Raw genomic sequence first — 18,477 nt, 5'->3', positions numbered from 1 at the left:
AGCCGCCGGAATCGTTTTCTTCGCTAGCGGCGCTTCTTCTTTGATTCGAAAGGATTTTCCGAGGCCCGCATGTGAATGCGGATCGGCACGCCCGGCATCTGGAAATCGGCACGCAAGCCGTTCGTCAGATAACGCAGGTAGTGCTCCGGCACCGCATCGGGTCGCGTGCAGGAAATCATGAAGGCCGGCGGGCGCGCCTTTACCTGTGTCATATACTTGAGCTTCAGGCGACGACCGGAAACGGCCGGTGGCGGATGCTGGGTCTGCACGCTGTCGAGCCAGCGGTTCAGCTTGGCGGTCGATATGCGCTTGTTCCACACCATGTCGGTGTCGATGATGCTCTGCATCAGCTTGTCGAGGCCGTATCCGGTCTCGCCGGAAATCGGCACGGCGCGGATGCCACGCGCCTGCGGCAGAAGCCGCTCGGTCTTCTCGCGCAGGTCGGCCAGCACTTCCTGCGGATACTCTACGAGATCCCACTTGTTGAAGGCGAGCACGGCGGCACGCCCTTCGCGCAGAACCAGATCGACGATCTGCAGGTCCTGCTTCTCGAACGGGATCGTCGCATCAAACACGATGACCACGGTCTCGGCAAAGCGGATCGCCCGCAGCGCATCGGCCACCGAAAGCTTCTCGAGCTTTTCCTGGACGCGAGCCTTGCGGCGCATGCCTGCCGTGTCGAACATCTTGATGGTGCGGCCGCGCCAGTCCCAATCGACCGAGATGCTGTCGCGGGTGATGCCGGCTTCCGGCCCTGTCAGCAGCCTGTCCTCGCCAAGGAAGCGATTGATCAGCGTGGACTTGCCGGCGTTCGGGCGCCCGACGATCGCCACGCGCAGCGGCTTGGTCTCGTCATATTCGGGCTCGAAATCCTCGTCATCCTCGCCATCCGCCTCGGAAGCCGAGATGCTGACGTTGGTGACAGCCTCGTCCTCGTCTTCCGGGAAGGCGTGCTCCTCGCCGATCGCTTCGACAATCGCGTCGCGAAGGTCGATCATGCCCTGGCCGTGTTCGGCCGAGATCGGCACCGGTTCGCCAAGGCCGAGCGTGAACGCATCGTAGAAGCCGCCGTCGGAACCGCGTGCTTCCGACTTGTTGGCAACCAGCACGACCGGCTTGCCGCTGCGGCGCAGCAGCTCGCCGAACGTCTTGTCGAGAGGCGTCAGGCCTGACTTCGCATCGACCACGAAAAGGGTCAGGTCCGCGTCGGCGATCGCCAATTCGGTCTGCGCCCGCATGCGGCCTTCAAGCGTGTCGGGTCCGGTCTCTTCGAGGCCAGCGGTATCGATGATGGTGAAGCGCAGGTCGACGAGCTTGGCGTCGCCGGGGCGACGGTCGCGCGTAACGCCCGGTGTATCGTCCACCAGGGCGAGCTTTTTGCCCACCAGCCGGTTGAACAGCGTGGACTTGCCGACATTCGGACGTCCGACGATCGCGACGGTGAAGCTCATGCGTCTTTTCCTTCAGCCCACTTCCTTAGCCGGAAGTTAGGGCGCCTTGCCGGATGCGGCGATGTTGTCGAGCATGATCTGAGCACGGCTGGCCACGTTGCGTGGCGCGGTCGCGTCATCGGCGATCGCCTGGAACCACTCCCTGGAGCGAACCATGTCACCCGCCTTGTAGGCGGCAAGGCCGAGCGCTTCCCGCGCCGAGTTGCGCAGCGCGTGGTTGCCACCGGTCAGGACTTCGGCCTCGGCGGACACCTGCTCGTAGGTGCCCGTGTCGATCAGCAGCCATGCACCGCGCAGCCGCGCCACGTCGCGCATGGCTTCCGGTGCCGAACCTTCGCCCGCGATTGCCTTGAAGGCAGCGGCGGCGCCGGCGGCGTCGCCCTTTTCCGCAAGAACCGCTGCGGAACGCATCTGCGCCAAGACCGGATAAGAACCGCTACCGTCCTTCGCCAGCGCTTCGAAGGCAGCCAGCGCCTCGTCGGGCTTGTTCTCGCCCGCAAGCTTCAGCGCCGCCAGGAAGCGGTCGCCAGAGGCTGATGCGTTGTGGCTTTCCCAGTAGACATAGCCGCGATGGCCGGCGGTGGCGACGACGATCACCACAGCGACAGCGATGACGATCTTGCCGTAACGGCTCCATGCTCCCTTGAACTGGTCGGAACGCAGTTCCTCGTTCACTTCGCGGATAAAGCTGTCGTTATCTTGCGCCATTCAAGTCTCCGGCCGCCGTGGCCCCTGTTCGTCCATCATGCTGAAAGGCGCCTTCTAGCGCATTTTCCGCATGATGTAAGGGGTGCTCACGCGATTCTCAGACCGGCAGCGGTTGCACGCCGATCAGCCACAGGTGCAGGCGCCAGATGAAGAGGACGAAAACCACCAATCCGATGACGACGGAAAACACATCATAACGTGCCGAAACGAAGGGCTTGCGCACCAGTTCGCCGCGCCGTTCCCGGCGTTTCAGCGAGATCCTGAGCACGACGCCCCAGGCGAGAAAGGATGCGAACAGCAGGACCGACGAGGTCTCGCCGTTGGCCATGAGGTGAGCCAGCGCCCAGATCTTCACCGAAAGCACCATCGGGTGCATGGTTTTCGCCGCAATATGCCCCGGCGGCATGAGGCTTGCCACGAGACAGATCAGCGCAACAAGCATCAGAAGCGAGGAGAGATGCGCCATCCAGACCGGCGGCACATAGAGAATGCCGGTTTCCTGGCGGGCCTGGCCGAAGGCGTAGATAACCAGTACCAGCGTCGCGATGCTGACAAGCGAATAGACGAGCTTCCAGGTATTCTCCCCCATCGCGGCAATGGCCGACGTGCGCACCTGGGGCGCGACGGCACGGATGAGATGGAGGCCCAAGAACAGGATGAGGCTGACGACGAGCAGTGACATGATTCCGAGTCCCTCTTTTGAATCCTTCCAAAGCGCTTAACCTCAAAAGTCACATCCTGCTACCGTCTCCCGGGCCGTGAACACATAAACCGGATCGAAATGCATTGAACGGACCTGCCTGGATACGAGAAACTGAAGTTTCGGCGCCGTTGCTGCGCGCTCGACCCCAGCTTCGCCGCATTCGCGACACAAAAGATCAGCCTCGCATTTGAATCACGGTGTCCATGTTTTATCGATTTGCCCTGTCGCTTTCCCTGTCACTCGCCCTGCCCGCAGTTTCCCAGGCGGCCGAACCGGCCAAGCCGAAGCAGCTGCTGCTGATTTCCTTTGACGGCGCGGGCAACAACGAACTCTGGCAGCGCAGCCGTGATTTCGCAAAGACCACCGACGTCCGTTTCACCTACTTCCTGTCCTGTTCCCTGGTGATCGCCCGTGCGGATGCAGCCATCTACAAGGGGCCGCGTCGCAAGGCCGGACGGTCGAACATCGGCTTTGCCCAGACGAGCGAGGAAGCCCAGACACGGCTCGGCCATGTCTGGCAGGCGCACGGGGAAGGCCACGAGATCGCCAGCCACACCTGCGGCCACTTCGATGGCGCCGACTGGTCGGTCTCCGACTGGAAGGCCGAGATGACGAGCTTCCGCTCCATTCTCTCCGACGCCTGGAGCGCCAACGGCGCCCCCACCGGCGAGCCGGAAGGATGGAAGGACTTCGTCGCCGGCATACGCGGCTTCCGGGCTCCCTACCTCTCGGCACCGGGAAGCCTTTTCGAGGCCGAGAAAGCCGAAGGTTTCACCTACGACGCCAGTACCGTGACCAAGGGACCGCAGATGCCGTCCGAGACGCGCGGCGTCGTCCACTTCGGGCTGCCGTTGATCCCGGAAGGCCCCAAGCAGCGGCCGATCATCGCCATGGACTATAACCTTTTCATTCGCCACTCGGCCGGCGTAGAGAACCCGAGCCGCACGAAGGAATTCGAGGCACGCGCCTACAGCGCCTTCCGCGCCGCTTTCGACAGGCAGTACGAGGGCAATCGCATCCCGCTACAGATCGGCCTGCATTTCGTCGAGATGAACGGCGGCGCCTATTGGCGGGCGATGGAACGCCTGGTTTCGGAAGTCTGTTCGGAGGAAGACGTCGGCTGCGTGACCTATGCCGAAGCAATGAAGGAGATGGACGCACGCAGCGAGCGGGAGAGCTCCGGGCTGTAGGACGTTTGTCCGACCTCACGAATTCATCTGCTGAAGATCCAACGGCTTAAAAGAAAAATCGCCAGCGATCATCCTCACCCTCGCAACCCGAGCCATAATCACCGGGGCATCGGACGGGGACACCGGGTCGCGAACCGGTTCGCCCTCTGGGTTCAAGGCTTGGTGCCGATGATGGTTGCAGGAATGCCGGAACAGACAGGAAAAGTATCCGGCAGGAACGGCGATCGGGGCAGGCGGAACGCCTGAAACACCCTATCACACGAATACCTCCGCCTGCCCTTCCCCGATCAACCGCGCGGATTTCTCCGGCGCGGCCGAAACGGCTGGCGGGTTTTAGGTCGGACGGTCGGCTTCCAATTCGCCACCGAACGCCTCGCGTTCCAGATACTTCTGGTCGATCTCGGGCAGCGGCTGATTGTCGATCGCCGCTTCGAAGGCGCGAAGGCGCTTGTAGATGGAAAGCAGCTCGACGATCGTCGGCCAGGACGAGACGAGGTACTGGAACGACGACGTCACCTGCCCGAATGCACCCGAGATCTGGTTGAGCGCGCCGAGCGATATCTTGCCCGCGATGATCGACGGCGCCAGGATCAGGAGGGCGAAGATGTTGTTGATCTGCAGGTAGAAGATCCGGGCGATGTTGAAATACAGGTAGTGGAAATAGAGCGTGAAATAGTTGCGACGGACATTGGCGAACAGCTCCGCCACCGTCATCGGCTCCGCACGGTCGGCATGGTCCTCGCCATAAACGAGTTCCTTGCGATAGGCGGCCTCGACGCGCTGGTTGCGGAATTCAAGCCCCGGCAACTTGATGCCGACCAGAGCCAGGAACACCGTGCCGAACAGGGACCACAGGATCGCCGCCGTGACCAGCGGATAGGGGATTTGACCGATCAGCGGCAGTTCGGTGACATTTTCGGAAAGGCGCATCAGCACCGGTGTGAAGGCAATCAGCGTCATGATCGAATCGATGAAGCTCACACCGAGCCCCTCGACCGTCGACGAGAAGCGCATCGTGTCTTCCTGCACACGCTGCGAGGCACCTTCGATGTGCCGGAGCTTGCCCCACTGGGCCATGTAGTACTCGTTCATCGCCGTGCGCCAGCGGAAGATATAGTGGCTGACGAAGAACCGCGTGATGACGGCCACGCCGACCGCCATCATGGCGATGCCGAGAAAGACGCCGATCTGGCCGTAGAACTGCTCTGCCGTCACGGTTGCCGACTTGGAGACCGCGGCCTGTACGAGATCCCAGAACGGCCCGTACCAGTTGTTGATCGCCACGCTCACTTGGACCTGGAAATAGGTGGTGAAGAGGATCAGCGCCGAGCCGAGGATGGACCATGTCTGCCAGCGGTGCGGACTATACCAGAACCAGAATGCAGCAAAGACAAGCGTCACCAGCCCGAAATAGATGTAGAACCAGATGAAGGCCGGGGACCAGAAGGTGGTGATGCCGACCGCGGGCGCATCACTGCTGGGCACCGGCGGCATGCCGAAAGCAGCCCCAAGTCCCTCTCCCACCGAGTACCAGAACGCTATCGCGAGGATCGACCACAGAGCGGCGGACGTGAAGAAAAGCTTTGGCTGCGGGAAGAATGACTTGAACACGTAGCAGGGCTCACTTGTCTGTTCGGGCCGTCATTGGCCCTCATCGAGTGGGCGCAAACTAGGGCAGAACTACGAAGGCAGCAATGCCGTGCACATCGTGTTACTGAAATGTAATCAACGAAAAAGTCAAAGCGCCCGGCGCAGGAGCGGCAGCACGAGCAGAGTGCTGGCGGCGAGCACCAGCACCGCAATCATGGTGGGCAGGGTGAAGCTGCCGGTCCGCTCGGCGATCCAGCCGGCGACCAGCGGCCCGAGGATCTGGCCGGTACCGAAGGCGGCTGTCATCAGTGCCATCGCCCGTCGCGGGCTGTCGGGGGCCAGCGTGCGGCCGATCTGCAGCCCGTAGGCGGTAACCGCCATGAAGGTAAGGCCGAGAAACAGCCCGCCGACGAGCGCGCCCGTGGCAGGAGCCAGGAGCACTGACGCGAGGATGCCGACCGCTTCCAGCCCGGTGCAGGCGGCATAGGCGGCGACAGGCCCGAAGCGGCGCAGAAACGGTCGCCAGACCAGCAGCGAAACCGCGGCCGAGGTGCCGGCCACGAACCAGGCCAGGAATTCTACCATCGGACCCGCTGCCGCCATCCGCGCCATGGTCACCAGAAAGGTGGCGGTGATCACATAGCCGAAACCGAACAGGCCGTAGGACGCCGTCAACAGGACAAGCGGCAGCCGCCAGGGTAGCGCCGGCTCGCGCACAGCAGTCCTTGCCGAGCCGGAATGCGGCAGGATCCGCGACACGACGACGAGCAGCAATGCGGCGGTCGCAGCACTGCCGACCCACTCCCATCGCCAGCCATGGGCGCCATCGCCAAGCACCGAGTTGATAGCAAGCACCAGCGCCGAAGAGAGCGCTATGCCTAAACCGACACCACCGAAATGCAGGATCTGCACCGCCTCCCCACGCGGGGCATGGGCAAGCACGATGGAGGAGGTGAAGATCATCGCGAACGCGCTGGCGAGCCCGGCGAGAAAACGGATAACGAGGAAGACGGTAACGCTGTCGGTCAACGCCATGCCGACAAGCAGGACGGCTGTGGCGGCGAGACCGCTGAGTGCGACGCCTCTCTCGCGGCCGGCGGCCCAGCCATAGGCGGCCAGGATGGCGCCGAGGAGATAACCGGCGAAATTCGCCCCGGCGATCAGGCCGGCATCCGCCGACGAAAGCGAGGCGCCTTCCATCATGCCCGGCAGGATCGGCGTATAGACGAACCGCCCGAACCCCATGGCGGCGGCCATGGCAAGCGCACCGGCAAGGCCGATAAGGAAAGGCGATGAACGGTCGGGAGAGGAACGGTTGAAAGACGGGCGACCTAGCATGTCCGGCTTATCGCACCACGGCAGCCGGGCGGCAAACCACAAATCCTCATGGTTCCGATGAGTGGCCCTGATGGATCGCCAGCCCACGGCACGAGCGATGCCCGATGCCCCGTGCCCGATGACTGTTCATGCCGCGGATTGTTTTTCCGCCCCGTCGACGTCCGCATCGGGATGCAGGCCTTCCCACCAGTCGCCGATCGCGTCGATCAGGGGTACCAGCGTCAGTCCCGCCGGCGTCAGGTCGTATTCCACCTTGAGCGGATAGCCCTCATGGCTGGTGCGCCGAACGATGCCGGCCTTCTCCAGCTTGCGCAGTTCAAGCGTCAGGATGCGGTGCGAGACGGTCGGATTATCGCGGCGCAGATCGCTGAACCGCTTCGTGCCGTCCTTCAGGTAATAGATGAGCAGCGTCGGCCAGCGACCGCCCAGCACCTGCATGCCTTCCTCGATCGGGCAGCGAGAGACGAGGTCCTTCATGAAACGTTCTCCGCGGTTACAAAAATGTTCGTAATTTACTTAAGGCCCCGACCCGTTAGGTTCCAGGCCGCTGCGCAGCGTGGTCATCAGAAATCACGGAGAACAAAAAATGGAACCGATCCTCGTCTACGGCTTCCCCGCCGGAAGCTCCATGGGGCTCGTCGCCGCGCTGGAGTGGCTGGGCAAGCCCTACCGCCTTTGCCGCGTCGACATGCTGGGCGAAATGCGAGACCCCTCCTATGCCCGCATCAATGCGCGGCACGAAACCCCCGCCCTCATCACCGAAACCGGACGCCCGCTCACCGAGACGATGGCGATTGCCGCATGGATCGAGGCGCGCGACACCGAGCGACGCATCAGCTTCGATCCGCTTTCGCCGGAAGCCGACCGAATGCACCAGCTGATGGCTTATGTGAACACCGGCTTCACCGGCGCCTTTTCGCCCCTCTGGGTGGCAATGGAACTGGACAACCCCGATCCGGCCTTCCAGGCCGCGCTCCGCCGGTTTGGCCGTGAAGCAGTCATCGACCGGCACGACAAGCTTGAGGCGATGATCGGCGATACACCATTCCTTATGGGAACTCGTCCAACGCTTGCCGATGCCGTGCTGGTCGGCGTGGGCCGGTGGCTGGATTTCCATGAGGTGGCGGACAGGGAACGCTGGCCGAAGCTGTCGGACCTGCGCCGGCGGCTTGAGTCCGATCCGGCGGTGATCCATGCCACCGCACTTGAGGAGGACCAGGATGCAGCGGGCTCCAGTGCCTGTCTCGGCCACGTTCCCCTCACCCAGGTGATCGACCGCTTCGGCGGTTGAAGGCCGGCGCCGCGACAGAAGCCATGCGCGCCGGCCAGACCAAGCAACCTGAGTCGGCGCGCCCAGTTCACCAAAAGCAATTAGACTAAAGAATCTCTCTCCCATCGCGAGCAATTCTGTCACTCTACAATACAGGTCCGGTCTATGCGGGAGGAACATGTCATAGACCGGGCAAGGTTCATTGGGAGGATTTATATATGGCAAACGTCGCAGTTTCTGCGGGCGGCAAAGCCGGCAGCATGACCAGGGAGGAGAAGAAAGTCATCTTCGCCTCATCGCTCGGCACGGTATTCGAGTGGTACGATTTTTACCTCTACGGTTCGCTTGCCACCTTTATCGGCGCCGCATTCTTCAGTCAGTATCCGGAGACGACAAGAAACATCTTCGCACTGCTCGCGTTCGCCGCAGGCTTCCTGGTGCGCCCCTTCGGCGCCCTTGTCTTCGGTCGCCTGGGCGACCTCGTCGGACGTAAGTACACGTTCCTTGTCACCATCCTCATCATGGGCGTTTCGACCTTCCTGGTCGGCATCCTGCCCGGTGCCGCCACGATCGGCATCGCAGCGCCCATCCTTCTGATTGCTCTCCGCATGCTGCAGGGCCTGGCGCTCGGCGGCGAATACGGCGGTGCTGCCACCTACGTGGCCGAGCATGCGCCGCATGGCCGGCGCGGCTTCTTCACCTCGTGGATCCAGACCACTGCCACGCTCGGTCTTTTCCTGTCGCTTGTGGTCATCCTGGCTGTGCAGATGTTGCTCGGCAAGGAAGAATTCGCGGCCTGGGGCTGGCGCGTTCCGTTCCTGCTTTCGGTCGTCCTGCTCGGCGTTTCCGTCTGGATCCGCTTGAAGATGAACGAATCCCCGGCCTTCGTGAAGATGAAGGAAGAGGGCAAGGGTTCAAAGGCTCCGCTCACCGAAGCGTTCGGCCAGTGGCGCAATGCCAAGATAGCCCTTCTGGCCCTGTTCGGCGCCGTCGTCGGCCAGGCCGTCGTCTGGTATTCCGGGCAGTTCTACGCCCTGTTCTTCCTTCAGAACATCCTGAAGGTGGAGGCCCAGTCGGCGAACATCATGGTCGCAGCCTCGCTGCTCCTCGGCACCGGCTTCTTCGTCTTCTTCGGCTGGCTGTCGGACAAGATCGGCCGCAAGCCGATCATCATGGCGGGCCTTCTGCTCGCGATCGTCACCTACTTCCCGCTGTTCAAGGCCATGACCTGGGCGGGCAATCCGGCACTTGCACAGGCGCAGGAAACAGTTCGTGCGACCGTGACCGCCGCTCCGGGGGACTGCCGATTCCAGTTCAACCCGACCGGCACCGCGAAATTCACCACCTCGTGCGATATCGCGACCTCGTTCCTGACCCGCAACTCCGTCCCTTACGACATCATTGCAGGTCCGGCCGGCGCTCCGGCAACCGTCAAGATCGGCGATTCTGTTGTCACCAGCCATGACGCGGCGCAGGCCGGCGTCGATGCCAAGGCAGCGGACGCCGCCTTCCAGAAGCAGATCAATATCGCTCTGCAGACGGCCGGCTACCCACTGGCACGCGGGGTCTCTAGCGTACCGGAAGCCAAGCTTGACGCCTTCGTTGCCGCCAACCCGGAACTGCAGCTCGACGCTGCGGCCATCCGTGCTGGCGAATCGAAGACAGTATCCGGCGCGGACCTCGTCACGCAGAAGTTGCTGACGGCTGAAGAGGCTACCGGCGTGACGGAAATGGCAGTCTTTTCCATCCCGGGTTCCGGCAGCTTCGCCATGGTGGCGGCTCCGGAAGACGTGAACTGGATCGGGCTCATCGCCATCCTGACCGTGCTCGTCATCTACGTGACCATGGTCTACGGCCCGATCGCTGCCTTGCTGGTCGAACTCTTCCCGACCCGTATCCGCTACACCGGCATGTCGTTGCCCTATCACATCGGCAACGGCTGGTTCGGCGGCCTGCTTCCGGCAACGGCCTTCGCGATGAGCGCCGCCAAGGGCGATATCTACTATGGTCTCTGGTACCCGATCATCTTCGCTGCGATCACGCTGGTGATCGGCATGCTGTTCCTGCCCGAGACCAAGGACAGGGACATCCACGCCGAGTAAAAACCGGCACCGACCAAAAAAGGAAAGCCCGGCCTTCGCGCCGGGCTTTTCGTTTTCAGCCTACCTGCGGCCACGGCCCGCAAGGGGGCGTGCCATCCTATCCGGTCGAGCGCCTGCAGCTGTCGTTACCCTGCCTGGCTCATCCGGGCTGCTCCAGCGGCCACACCTCAACGACACCGCGTGCAACGGCACAGGGAGTTCGTGATACCATCTCGATGGCTTCGCCGATGTCGGCAGCCTCGATGATGGCAAAACCCGCGACCGGCAAGGAGGATCTCATGAATGGACCTTTCGCCGTTTCCACTTGAGCAGCGTCGCGATTGCGCACCTGCACCGGGGTGCCGGCGATCCCCATCAACACGCCGGCTTTCTGCAGGTTCGCGTCGTGTGCATGGGCAGCGTTGCGGATGGCCACTGCGGTCTCGTCGTAACCGTTACGGTCTCCATATCCGATCGTCACGAATTTCGGCATAGATCGCCTCCTTCAGCAGGCCGGGATTGGGGGAGCTTGCCTGCAAAGCCCTCACCGTAAATCCGAACTATGGCAAGACGGAAGGCAGCGATAGCTTTGACGGACGGAAGAAATCGAGGTTCTGCCGAAGCGATATCCGCGCGGAACGGATCGCACCGTCCTCGCGCTGCCCTTCGGCGGCGCGTCGCTGTGCCACCCGGTCGAGCGCCTGCAGAACCTTTTCGGGATGCCCCTCAAGTGTCTGGAGCCTGCGCAGCGCGACCCCGATTGCGCGGGAAACGGCCGGCGACGTCTGCTCCTCCCTCTGCATCTGCTTCAGCCGGAAAATGCATGCGCCGAGGGAAAAGACGGTGATGCCGCCCTCCTCCGTCACCGCGCCGATGCGACCCGCCTTCCCGGCCAGACTGACCGCCCGAAGCAGCCGATGCGACATCCGTGCGTGCCAGATATTCCGGCGTTCCAGCGCATCCGCCGCGCCGGCCACATCCTGCAGGTCCCGGACCATCATGCGCACCAGCATGTCGAGGCGGCGGGAGGCATTTGCGGGAAACGCATAGCGATAGGCGATGAGTGCAATGAGCGGCCCGGCGATCACGGCAGCCGCACGGGACAGGGATTCACCGAAGGTTCCGGTGAGCGGCAGCACCGGTTGTGACAGGAGCAGCAGCACCATGCAGTAGTCGGTGGCGCCAAGCATCATCCTGCGGTGCGCGAGCGGCAGGATAACCAGCAGCATGAACGGCATCAGCATCAGGACCAGCTCGAACTCCGACGAGGCGTACGGCCAGACAAGCCAGTGGCAGGCGAGCGCCGCTGCAGCCCCGAAAACCTGGCCAACGAGGACGTGGCGCATGATCAGCGCCGGATTTTCCCACGTGGAGAATACGCTCGCCATCACCGAGGTGCCGAGCAGCAGGAGCGGCCCGGCATGCCAGCCGGTGACAAGCCAGACGAACCCGAGAAGAAGGAGGACGCCGGTCGCCCGGATCGAGGCCTGCCGCGCGCCGATCCAGTCACGGTGCAGGATGACCCTCGGCCCCTGGCCACTGTGGCTCGGCGTCTCCTCATCGTCAGTGATACCGATCCGCTGGCTGACGGCCGCCGACGCCCGCATGATGACGGACTGCAGCACCGGACGTCCCTCGACACATCGACCGGCTTCTTCAAGCAGAGCGACCACGTCCGGGGTCAGGCCATCGGCATCGAGTTTACGCGAAGCCTCCGCCAGCAACCGACGCGCCTGGGGGTCTATCGACGCGGCATCGCCGTAGCGCAGCCAGATCAGCACGTCGACAAGCGACCATACGATGGTCCGCAGGCTGCGGACGGAACGGCGTGCGCCGATCGAACCGGCACCATGCTGATCGAGCCCGTCCTCGACCGCGGCGAGTTCGCGCAGGATGCGGCGTTGCTGAACCTCATTGGCCTCGGCGCTTCCTCGCTCGGCGGCAAGCAGGTCCAGGGCGGCGGCGGTCAGCTGGCGAATGCGCGCCGCAACCGAATGCTCGGCCTGGCGCGGCGAAAACAGGAGGCCGACCAGCGCCGCCGTGACCACGCCGGTGAGCACCGTCAGCAGCCTGTCGCCGCCAAGCGCCAGCACCTTGTCCGGGTGGGCGGTATCGAGAAGCGCCACCATTGCAGCCGAATAGCCGGCGAGCAGGACGCCGTAGGAGGCAAAGCCGCGAATGACATTGCCGCAGAAAACGCACACGCCGATCCAGGCAGAGAGGCCGATCACGAGGATCCAGGGCTCACCGCCGGAAAAAACCACCAGCAGGACGCCGACCACCGTGCCTGCCAGCGTGCCGGCGGCGCGGAAGAAGCTCTTTTCCAGAAGCTGCATGCGGGTGGGCTGCGCCGCTGCAAACACCGTCATCGCCGACCATTGCGGATGCTCCAGCCCGAGCAGCCAGGCAAACAGAAGCGCCAGGCAAGCGGCCAATGCCGTGCGCGTGGCAAAGGACAACCGGTCAGGAATAAAGCCGTAGCGGGAGAGGTTCTCTACGGTGCTCACGTAATCCGCCTGGTCTTCTTCCGGCTAGCTCGGCAGGGTCAGGATGATAGGACCGTTCTTCGTCGCGACGATCGTATGCTCGTACTGTACGGTAAGCGCCCGTGGCTCGCTATAGAGCGTCCAGGGATCTCCGTTGCCGCCATCCTCGGCCCAGTCGGCGCCAAGCGACAGGAAAGGCTCGATGGTGAACACCAGCCCCTCTTCGATGACGCGCGTCTCGGTCGGATCCGGCCAAGTCGGCACTTCCTTCGGATCGTCATGGAGCGTGAGGCCAATGCCGTGGCTGGAAAGGTTCTGGATCAGCGTGTAGCGGTTTTTCCTGGCAAAGGCACCGATTGCATTGCCGATGCCGGCGATCGGCTTCCCGGTCTTCACCTGCTGCAGCCCGGTCCACAGCGCCCGGCGACCGTCGCGACAGAGCTTCTCCACCTGACGCGTCACCGGCGGCACCGCATAAGACGCACCGGCGTCGCCAAACAACCCGTCCTTGACAGCCGATACGTCGATATTGACGAGGTCGCCCGCCTGGATCACCCGCGGACCGGGGATGCCGTGCGCCACTTCCTCGTTGACGCTGATGCAGGTGGCGCCGGGGAACTTGTAGCAGAATTCCGGAGCGGACTCCGCACCATTGTCCTCCAGCACCTTGCGGCCGATAGCGTCGAGTTCGGCGGTGGTGATGCCGGGTTCCAACGCCTTCGCCATCGTTTCGATGGCAATGGCGCAGATGCGGCCGACATCCTTCAGCCTTTGCAGTTCTTCTTCAGTGGTAACGATCATCTTGCCGTCCGGTCTTTCAGGCGGCCGGTTTCGCGCCATACGACGAGCCGGTCAATTCTTTTCTGACCAGCGGCGCGACTTTCGTGCCGTAAAGCTCGATGCCGCGCATGATCTGGTCGTGCGGCATCAGGCCGATCGCCATCTGCAGCAGGAAGCGGTCATTGCCGAACACCCTGTGAGCCGCAACAATCTTTTCAGCCACCAGTTCCGGGTCTCCGACGAAGAGGTTGCCGGTCGGCCCGCGGGCCTGGTCGAAATGCGCGCGGTTCGTCGGCGCCCAACCACGCTCGCGGCCAAGCCTGTCCATCACCGCCGCCTGCGGGCCGTAGAACTGGTCGGCGGCCTTCTCGGTCGTGTCGGCGATGAAACCATGGACGTTGATGCTGGTCTTCAGCTTCGTCGGGTCCTGTCCGGCCCGGCGAGCGGCCTCGTGGTAAAGTTGGAGGAGCGGCGCAAAGCGCGGGTATTCGCCGCCGATGATGGCAATCGCTACCGGCAGACCGAGGGCACCGGCCCGCGCCACCGATTGCGGCGTGCCGCCGACGGCGATCCAGACCGGCAGCTTTTCCTGCAGCGGCCGCGGATAGACGCCCCGGCCGTTGATCGGCGCACGCAACTGCCCTTCCGCCCAGGTAACCACTTCCTCGTCGCGGATCGCCAGAAGCAGGTCGAGCTTTTCGGAAAACAGCTGGTCGTAATCGCCAAGGTCGTAGCCGAACAGCGGGAAGGACTCGATGAAGGAGCCTCGGCCCGCCATGATCTCGGCCCGGCCGTTCGACAGGAGGTCCACGGTCGAGAACTGCTGGAAGATGCGCACCGGCTCGTCCGAACTCAGGACCGAGACCGCGCTCGACAGCCGTATGTTCTTCGTCTTCACCGCCGCCGCGGCAAGCACGGTGGCCGGCGAAGAGACGGCATAATCCGGCCGGTGGTGCTCGCCGAGCCCGAAGACGTCGAGGCCGACCTGGTCGGCAAGCTCGATTTCCTCAAGGAGGTTCTTGAGGCGTTGGGCGCCGACTGCACCCTTGTCGGCAGCAGAGGCATCGACGTCCGCGAAAGTGTAAAGTCCAATTTCCATCGTCTCTATCCGATCCTGTTGTTGGTCAGGAGATAGAGACCCGGAGAGCCGGCTGCAAATGCCAATATATCGAACGGTCCGTTCGAATGTTTGAAAGGATTGTTTGACGTCAGCTCACACGGCCCCGGACAGCCCAGGCTCTCGTCTTGAGCGGGATAGAGCCATCCCTGGCGTAGGGAAGGCTCGTTTGAAGCCGTTCCTTCAATTGTTGCCGCTCCTCCGGTGGAAGATTGACGCAATAGCCGGGCGCCGGCCCGGTACCCAGCGTGAAAGGACGCCAGAAGTCGTCGAAATCCTGGAAATGGGTGGGGGCCTCAATGGCGGTTACGTCGACTTCGGCAAGCCCTGCCTCCTCGGCAAGTGCGGCCAGCCCTTCGCTGGTGCAGAACGGGAAGCGACGGTCCTCGCCGAGGTCCTGCGCTTTCGGGTCGAGGTCGATCGCCGCCATCCAGAAGGCCCGCAGGAACTCGACGCCGCCGCCTGGATAGTCCCAGACATAATAGGCGACCGTGCCGTCGCCCCGCGCCACCCGCTTCATTTCGCCGAGCGCTTCCGGCCGGTCGGAAACGAAGTTGAGCATGAGGCCGGAGACAACAACGTCGAAGCTTTGGGATGGGAACGGAAGGGATTGGGCCTGGCCGACGTCGAACTTCACGCGGGGGTCAGGCACCTTGTCCCGCGCCGTCAACAGAAACCCTTCCGCCTGGTCGATGCCGATCAGGCCCCTCGGATTGCAGTGGGAGACGATCGCATCCGAAAGCTCGCCGGTGCCGCAGCCGACGTCGAGCCATTCGAGGCCCTCCTCGGGCGCGAGCCAGTCCAGAAAGCGCGGCGCGATGCGCCGGCTCCAGCGACCCATGTAGTTGTCGTAGCTGCCGCCTGCCTGCCAGGCATCGTGCCGGGAAGCCTCGGTCATGTCGCGCACCTCCGAAGAATGCAGGCTGCATGATAAGCCTTACATGAGGAGAATGGAATGAAAGCGAACGCCTTCGGTGCTCATCCTCTGCCGCCGGGGCGCGCAAAATCCGGCATCTGGAACCGCCGCCGATAGCTCCCCGGGGTCAAGCCTGTGACCCGCTTGAACAGACGGCGGAAGAAGGCAGGTTCCTCGTACCCCACCTGCCAGCTGATCTCGTCGACGGAAGCTTCCGTCCGCTCCAGCCGGCGCTTGGCCTCCTCGATCCGCAGCCGCTGGACATAGGAGATCGGGCTCATGCCCGTCGCCTGCGTGAAGCGTCGCTTGAAAGTGCGCTCGGCAAGACCGGCACTCCTGATCATCCCGTCGAGCGGATCGACGACGGAGAAATGCCCCGCCAGCCAGTCCTGCGCAGCTCCGATCGCCATGTCGCCATGGTCCCGGCGTCCGTCGAAGACCATGTAGGGCGCAAGCCCGTCCTGATGCCATTGAAGGGCGAAGAAGCGCGCAATCGTCTGCGCGGCAGTCGCGCCCGCATGGCGGGCGATCAGGTAGAGGACGAGATCGTGCCAGGTCATGGAGGCGCCCGACGTGATGAGTTCATCGCTCCTGCCCGACACCACGAGCACCTTTTCGGGATGGATCGGCACCTGTGGATACGCCTCCCGGAAAGCCCGCGCATAGCCGAAATGCACGGTCGCATCGGCACCGTCGAACAATCCGGTCTCGGCCAGCAGGAAAATGCCGGAACAGGCCGAGCATAAAAGCGCACCGCGCTCGTGCATGGTGCGGCTCCATTGAACGAGGTCGGGATACCGGTCGCGGATCCACCCCTCATTTCCGATGAGCACCGAAGGCACGATGACAATGTCCGTCCGGTCGATGTCGGCGATCGCCCGTTGCACGGTTACCGGCACCTTGCTGGCAAGCTGCAGCGGCCCCGACTGGCGCCCGACGACTTCCACCAGGAAGGGCGGCGTTCTGGCAGCACCCTCCGGTCCCGGCACGATGGCAAAGGCGTTCATCACGTCGAAAATTCCGCTCAGCGTCGAGATCACCGCCTCGGGGATCGCCACGAGGCTCACATGCAGAGGCGCCTGCCCCGCCGTTGGTGATATGCGCGCATCGCTCGGCGTCATCATCGCCCACCTGATCAAGGCGGAGAGAATAGCGCCGAAAGGGGCGAGACACCACGGCCGAACAAATCCTGCCCGCATGGCCCAAACGACCCGGTTGTGGCCCGCACCGCTCTGCCGTCCCGCCTCCCCTGCTGCGATTGTGCGGGCACCTCGGGAAAGAGGTCAGGACCAGGGAGAATACGATATGGATTACGCACAATCGAAGACCATCGACACGGCCAAGCTGGACGCACTCGTGGGCCGCGTCGTGAGCGACCTCTCCGCCGGCTATGGCGGCGTGATGGTGAGCCTCGGCCACCGGCTCGGCCTTTACAAGGCGATGGCCGGAAAGGGGCCGCTCACGTCCCGCGAGGTCGCCGGCCGCACCGGCTGCGCCGAACGCTACGTGCGCGAATGGCTGGGGTCGCAGGTGGCCGGCGGCTACGTGACCTACCACGCCATCAGCGGCACATACGAACTGACCCCGGAGCAGGCGCTTGTGCTCGCCGACGAGGACAGCCCCGTCTTCATCCCGAACGCATGGTCGGTGCCGGCCTCCATGTGGGCAGACGAAGAGAAGGCGGTGCAGGCGTTCCGTACGGGAGCCGGTATTCCGTGGGGCGATCATGACGGCCGACTTTATTGCGGCGTCGCGGCCTTCTACCGCAATGCCTACAAGGCGAGCCTCGTGCCGGAATGGCTGCCGGCACTCGACGGCGTGACCGAGAAGCTCGGGAATGGCGCAAAGGTGGCCGATGTCGGTTGCGGCCACGGGCATTCGACCGTGCTGATGGCAGGCGCCTTCCCGGCTTCCACCTTCCACGGTTTCGACAATCACGAGAAGTCGGTGATCGAGGCCCGCACAGTGGCCATCGAAGCCGGCGTGGAGGACCGCACCACGTTCGCGACAGCGAGAGCCGATGACTATCCGGGAGGCGGCTATGACCTCATCTGCTTCTTCGATTGCCTGCACGACATGGGCAATCCGCAGGCAGCCGCCGAACATGCAGCCCGCTCGCTTGCGCCCGGCGGCACGGTGATGCTCGTGGAACCATTCGCCAACGATCGTGTGGAGGACAATATCTCGCCTGTCGGGCGGCTCTACTACGCCGCTTCGACGACGATCTGCTGTGCCCATGCGATCTCGGACGGTGGACACACGGTGCTCGGTGCCCAGGCGGGCGAGGCGCGGCTGGCGGATATCTTCCGCAAGGCGGGCTTCACCCACTTCCGCCGCGCCCTGCAGACGCCGTTCAACCTCATCCTCGAAGCACGTCTGTGACGTAGCATGCTGACGAACTTCTGCCGCAGGCTCTCACTCGCTTGCGGCAGATGGCCAGAACTCTCCCGGCACGAAATCCTCTCCGCCTGCCTCGGACGCCCTCATCGCCCCGGGTCCACACCCACCAGCCCTTCGATGGCCGTTTTCAACTCATCAATGACGAACGGCTTCGTCACGATCGGGCTGTGCGCATAGGTCGGATCCACACCACTTGCGCCGTAGCCCGTAGCAAAGACAAACGGAATCCCTCGTTCCCTCAGGATATCCGCCACCGGAAACGACCGGCGACCGTCCAGATTGACGTCGAGCACGGCGACGTCAAATTCGGCTTTGCGAGCAAGCTCCTCCGCCTGGGGGAGACGCATGGCGAGATCGACCACGACGTGCCCCATCTCGACCAGCATGTCCTCGATCAAAAGGGCTATCGTCATTTCGTCTTCGACCACGAGTACGCGCGAGCCCATT

17 protein-coding genes are annotated in these 18,477 nt (G+C 63.5%); 4 read left to right on the top strand and 13 right to left on the bottom strand.

The features are described 5' to 3' along the window. Positions 1 to 23 precede the first annotated feature (23 nt). The 3 genes from der to LH464_RS02025 all read right to left on the bottom strand — a co-directional run bounded on the left by der (position 24) and on the right by LH464_RS02025 (position 2,841). Positions 24 to 1,451 (bottom strand): ribosome biogenesis GTPase Der, encoded by a 1,428-nt coding sequence (gene der / locus LH464_RS02035; RefSeq protein WP_226784694.1) that lies wholly within the window; start codon positions 1,449 to 1,451, stop codon positions 24 to 26. A 36-nt stretch (positions 1,452 to 1,487) separates the two neighbouring features. Beyond that, positions 1,488 to 2,159 carry a tetratricopeptide repeat protein gene (locus LH464_RS02030; protein ID WP_226784693.1) on the bottom strand — a complete coding sequence of 224 codons (672 nt, stop codon included), beginning with the start codon at positions 2,157 to 2,159 and terminating at the stop codon, positions 1,488 to 1,490. 97 nt (positions 2,160 to 2,256) lie between these two features. Further along, a complete protein-coding gene (locus LH464_RS02025) occupies positions 2,257 to 2,841 on the bottom strand; it encodes an NnrU family protein (RefSeq protein WP_226784692.1) in 585 nt (194 codons plus the stop codon). Between the two features lie 224 nt (positions 2,842 to 3,065). Between LH464_RS02025 and LH464_RS02020 the strand changes: the two genes are divergently transcribed. Beyond that, positions 3,066 to 4,052 carry a polysaccharide deacetylase gene (locus LH464_RS02020; RefSeq protein ID WP_226784691.1) on the top strand — a complete coding sequence of 329 codons (987 nt, stop codon included), beginning with the start codon at positions 3,066 to 3,068 and terminating at the stop codon, positions 4,050 to 4,052. A 333-nt stretch (positions 4,053 to 4,385) separates the two neighbouring features. On the opposite strand, the gene sbmA is transcribed toward LH464_RS02020, so the two are convergent. The 3 genes from sbmA to LH464_RS02005 form a co-directional block, all read right to left on the bottom strand. Next, positions 4,386 to 5,663, bottom strand: a complete 1,278-nt coding sequence (gene sbmA, locus LH464_RS02015; protein ID WP_226784690.1) for a peptide antibiotic transporter SbmA — start codon at positions 5,661 to 5,663, stop codon at positions 4,386 to 4,388. Positions 5,664 to 5,789: 126 nt separating this feature from the next. After that, the gene (locus LH464_RS02010) at positions 5,790 to 6,980 is read right to left on the bottom strand and encodes a YbfB/YjiJ family MFS transporter (protein ID WP_226784689.1); all 1,191 of its coding nucleotides are present in this window, start codon (positions 6,978 to 6,980) and stop codon (positions 5,790 to 5,792) included. Between the two features lie 126 nt (positions 6,981 to 7,106). Then, positions 7,107 to 7,457, bottom strand: a complete 351-nt coding sequence (locus LH464_RS02005) for a winged helix-turn-helix transcriptional regulator (RefSeq protein ID WP_226784688.1) — start codon at positions 7,455 to 7,457, stop codon at positions 7,107 to 7,109. Positions 7,458 to 7,566: 109 nt separating this feature from the next. Here LH464_RS02005 and LH464_RS02000 point away from each other — a divergent pair, with 109 nt between their 5' ends. Together LH464_RS02000 and LH464_RS01995 are read left to right on the top strand one after the other, a co-directional pair. Beyond that, complete coding sequence (locus LH464_RS02000; protein ID WP_226784687.1) at positions 7,567 to 8,271, top strand: glutathione S-transferase family protein; 705 nt, start codon at positions 7,567 to 7,569, stop codon at positions 8,269 to 8,271. Positions 8,272 to 8,468: 197 nt separating this feature from the next. Beyond that, positions 8,469 to 10,352, top strand: coding sequence for an MFS transporter (locus LH464_RS01995; protein ID WP_226784686.1), 1,884 nt, complete (start codon positions 8,469 to 8,471; stop codon positions 10,350 to 10,352). A 139-nt stretch (positions 10,353 to 10,491) separates the two neighbouring features. Here the strand turns inward: LH464_RS01995 and LH464_RS01990 are convergent, their stop codons facing one another. From LH464_RS01990 to LH464_RS01965, 6 genes are all read right to left on the bottom strand, one after another. Continuing rightward, entirely contained in the window at positions 10,492 to 10,824 is a 333-nt protein-coding gene (locus LH464_RS01990) for a YciI family protein (protein ID WP_226784685.1), read from the bottom strand. Positions 10,825 to 10,891: 67 nt separating this feature from the next. Beyond that, positions 10,892 to 12,838: an FUSC family protein gene (locus tag LH464_RS01985; RefSeq protein WP_226784684.1), complete on the bottom strand. Its 1,947-nt coding sequence runs from the start codon at positions 12,836 to 12,838 to the stop codon at positions 10,892 to 10,894. Between the two features lie 24 nt (positions 12,839 to 12,862). After that, a complete protein-coding gene (gene map / locus LH464_RS01980) occupies positions 12,863 to 13,618 on the bottom strand; it encodes a type I methionyl aminopeptidase (protein WP_226784683.1) in 756 nt (251 codons plus the stop codon). 16 nt (positions 13,619 to 13,634) lie between these two features. Next, the gene (locus LH464_RS01975) at positions 13,635 to 14,696 is read right to left on the bottom strand and encodes an LLM class flavin-dependent oxidoreductase (RefSeq protein WP_226784682.1); all 1,062 of its coding nucleotides are present in this window, start codon (positions 14,694 to 14,696) and stop codon (positions 13,635 to 13,637) included. Positions 14,697 to 14,805: 109 nt separating this feature from the next. Then, a complete protein-coding gene (locus LH464_RS01970) occupies positions 14,806 to 15,612 on the bottom strand; it encodes a class I SAM-dependent methyltransferase (RefSeq protein WP_226784681.1) in 807 nt (268 codons plus the stop codon). An 80-nt stretch (positions 15,613 to 15,692) separates the two neighbouring features. Next, the gene (locus LH464_RS01965; RefSeq protein ID WP_226784680.1) at positions 15,693 to 16,751 is read right to left on the bottom strand and encodes a GlxA family transcriptional regulator; all 1,059 of its coding nucleotides are present in this window, start codon (positions 16,749 to 16,751) and stop codon (positions 15,693 to 15,695) included. Positions 16,752 to 16,935: 184 nt separating this feature from the next. Between LH464_RS01965 and LH464_RS01960 the strand changes: the two genes are divergently transcribed. Next, on the top strand, positions 16,936 to 18,012 hold the full coding sequence (locus LH464_RS01960; RefSeq protein ID WP_226784679.1) for a class I SAM-dependent methyltransferase: 1,077 nt from the start codon (positions 16,936 to 16,938) through the stop codon (positions 18,010 to 18,012). 101 nt (positions 18,013 to 18,113) lie between these two features. Here the strand turns inward: LH464_RS01960 and LH464_RS01955 are convergent, their stop codons facing one another. Next, entirely contained in the window at positions 18,114 to 18,476 is a 363-nt protein-coding gene (locus LH464_RS01955) for a response regulator (protein ID WP_226784678.1), read from the bottom strand. Position 18,477: the final 1 nt, after the last annotated feature.

Origin of the sequence: Pseudorhizobium xiangyangii, from assembly GCF_020531965.1 — a bacterium.
Taxonomy (GTDB): domain Bacteria; phylum Pseudomonadota; class Alphaproteobacteria; order Rhizobiales; family Rhizobiaceae; genus Neorhizobium; species Neorhizobium xiangyangii.
The sequence above is the reverse complement of the archived record's forward strand: the minus strand, read 5'-3'. Positions and strand labels throughout refer to the sequence as shown.

Coding starts and splice junctions, on each gene's coding strand:
- LH464_RS01965 (WP_226784680.1), bottom strand. CDS start 16,751: ATGACGCCGAGCGATGCGCGCATATCACCAACGGCGGGGCAGGCGCCT.
- LH464_RS02010 (WP_226784689.1), bottom strand. CDS start 6,980: ATGCTAGGTCGCCCGTCTTTCAACCGTTCCTCTCCCGACCGTTCATCG.
- LH464_RS01990 (WP_226784685.1), bottom strand. CDS start 10,824: ATGCCGAAATTCGTGACGATCGGATATGGAGACCGTAACGGTTACGAC.
- LH464_RS01970 (WP_226784681.1), bottom strand. CDS start 15,612: ATGACCGAGGCTTCCCGGCACGATGCCTGGCAGGCAGGCGGCAGCTAC.
- LH464_RS01955 (WP_226784678.1), bottom strand. CDS start 18,476: ATGGGCTCGCGCGTACTCGTGGTCGAAGACGAAATGACGATAGCCCTT.
- LH464_RS02025 (WP_226784692.1), bottom strand. CDS start 2,841: ATGTCACTGCTCGTCGTCAGCCTCATCCTGTTCTTGGGCCTCCATCTC.
- LH464_RS01975 (WP_226784682.1), bottom strand. CDS start 14,696: ATGGAAATTGGACTTTACACTTTCGCGGACGTCGATGCCTCTGCTGCC.
- LH464_RS02020 (WP_226784691.1), top strand. CDS start 3,066: ATGTTTTATCGATTTGCCCTGTCGCTTTCCCTGTCACTCGCCCTGCCC.
- LH464_RS01960 (WP_226784679.1), top strand. CDS start 16,936: ATGGATTACGCACAATCGAAGACCATCGACACGGCCAAGCTGGACGCA.
- LH464_RS02030 (WP_226784693.1), bottom strand. CDS start 2,159: ATGGCGCAAGATAACGACAGCTTTATCCGCGAAGTGAACGAGGAACTG.
- LH464_RS02005 (WP_226784688.1), bottom strand. CDS start 7,457: ATGAAGGACCTCGTCTCTCGCTGCCCGATCGAGGAAGGCATGCAGGTG.
- der (WP_226784694.1), bottom strand. CDS start 1,451: ATGAGCTTCACCGTCGCGATCGTCGGACGTCCGAATGTCGGCAAGTCC.
- map (WP_226784683.1), bottom strand. CDS start 13,618: ATGATCGTTACCACTGAAGAAGAACTGCAAAGGCTGAAGGATGTCGGC.
- LH464_RS02000 (WP_226784687.1), top strand. CDS start 7,567: ATGGAACCGATCCTCGTCTACGGCTTCCCCGCCGGAAGCTCCATGGGG.
- LH464_RS01995 (WP_226784686.1), top strand. CDS start 8,469: ATGGCAAACGTCGCAGTTTCTGCGGGCGGCAAAGCCGGCAGCATGACC.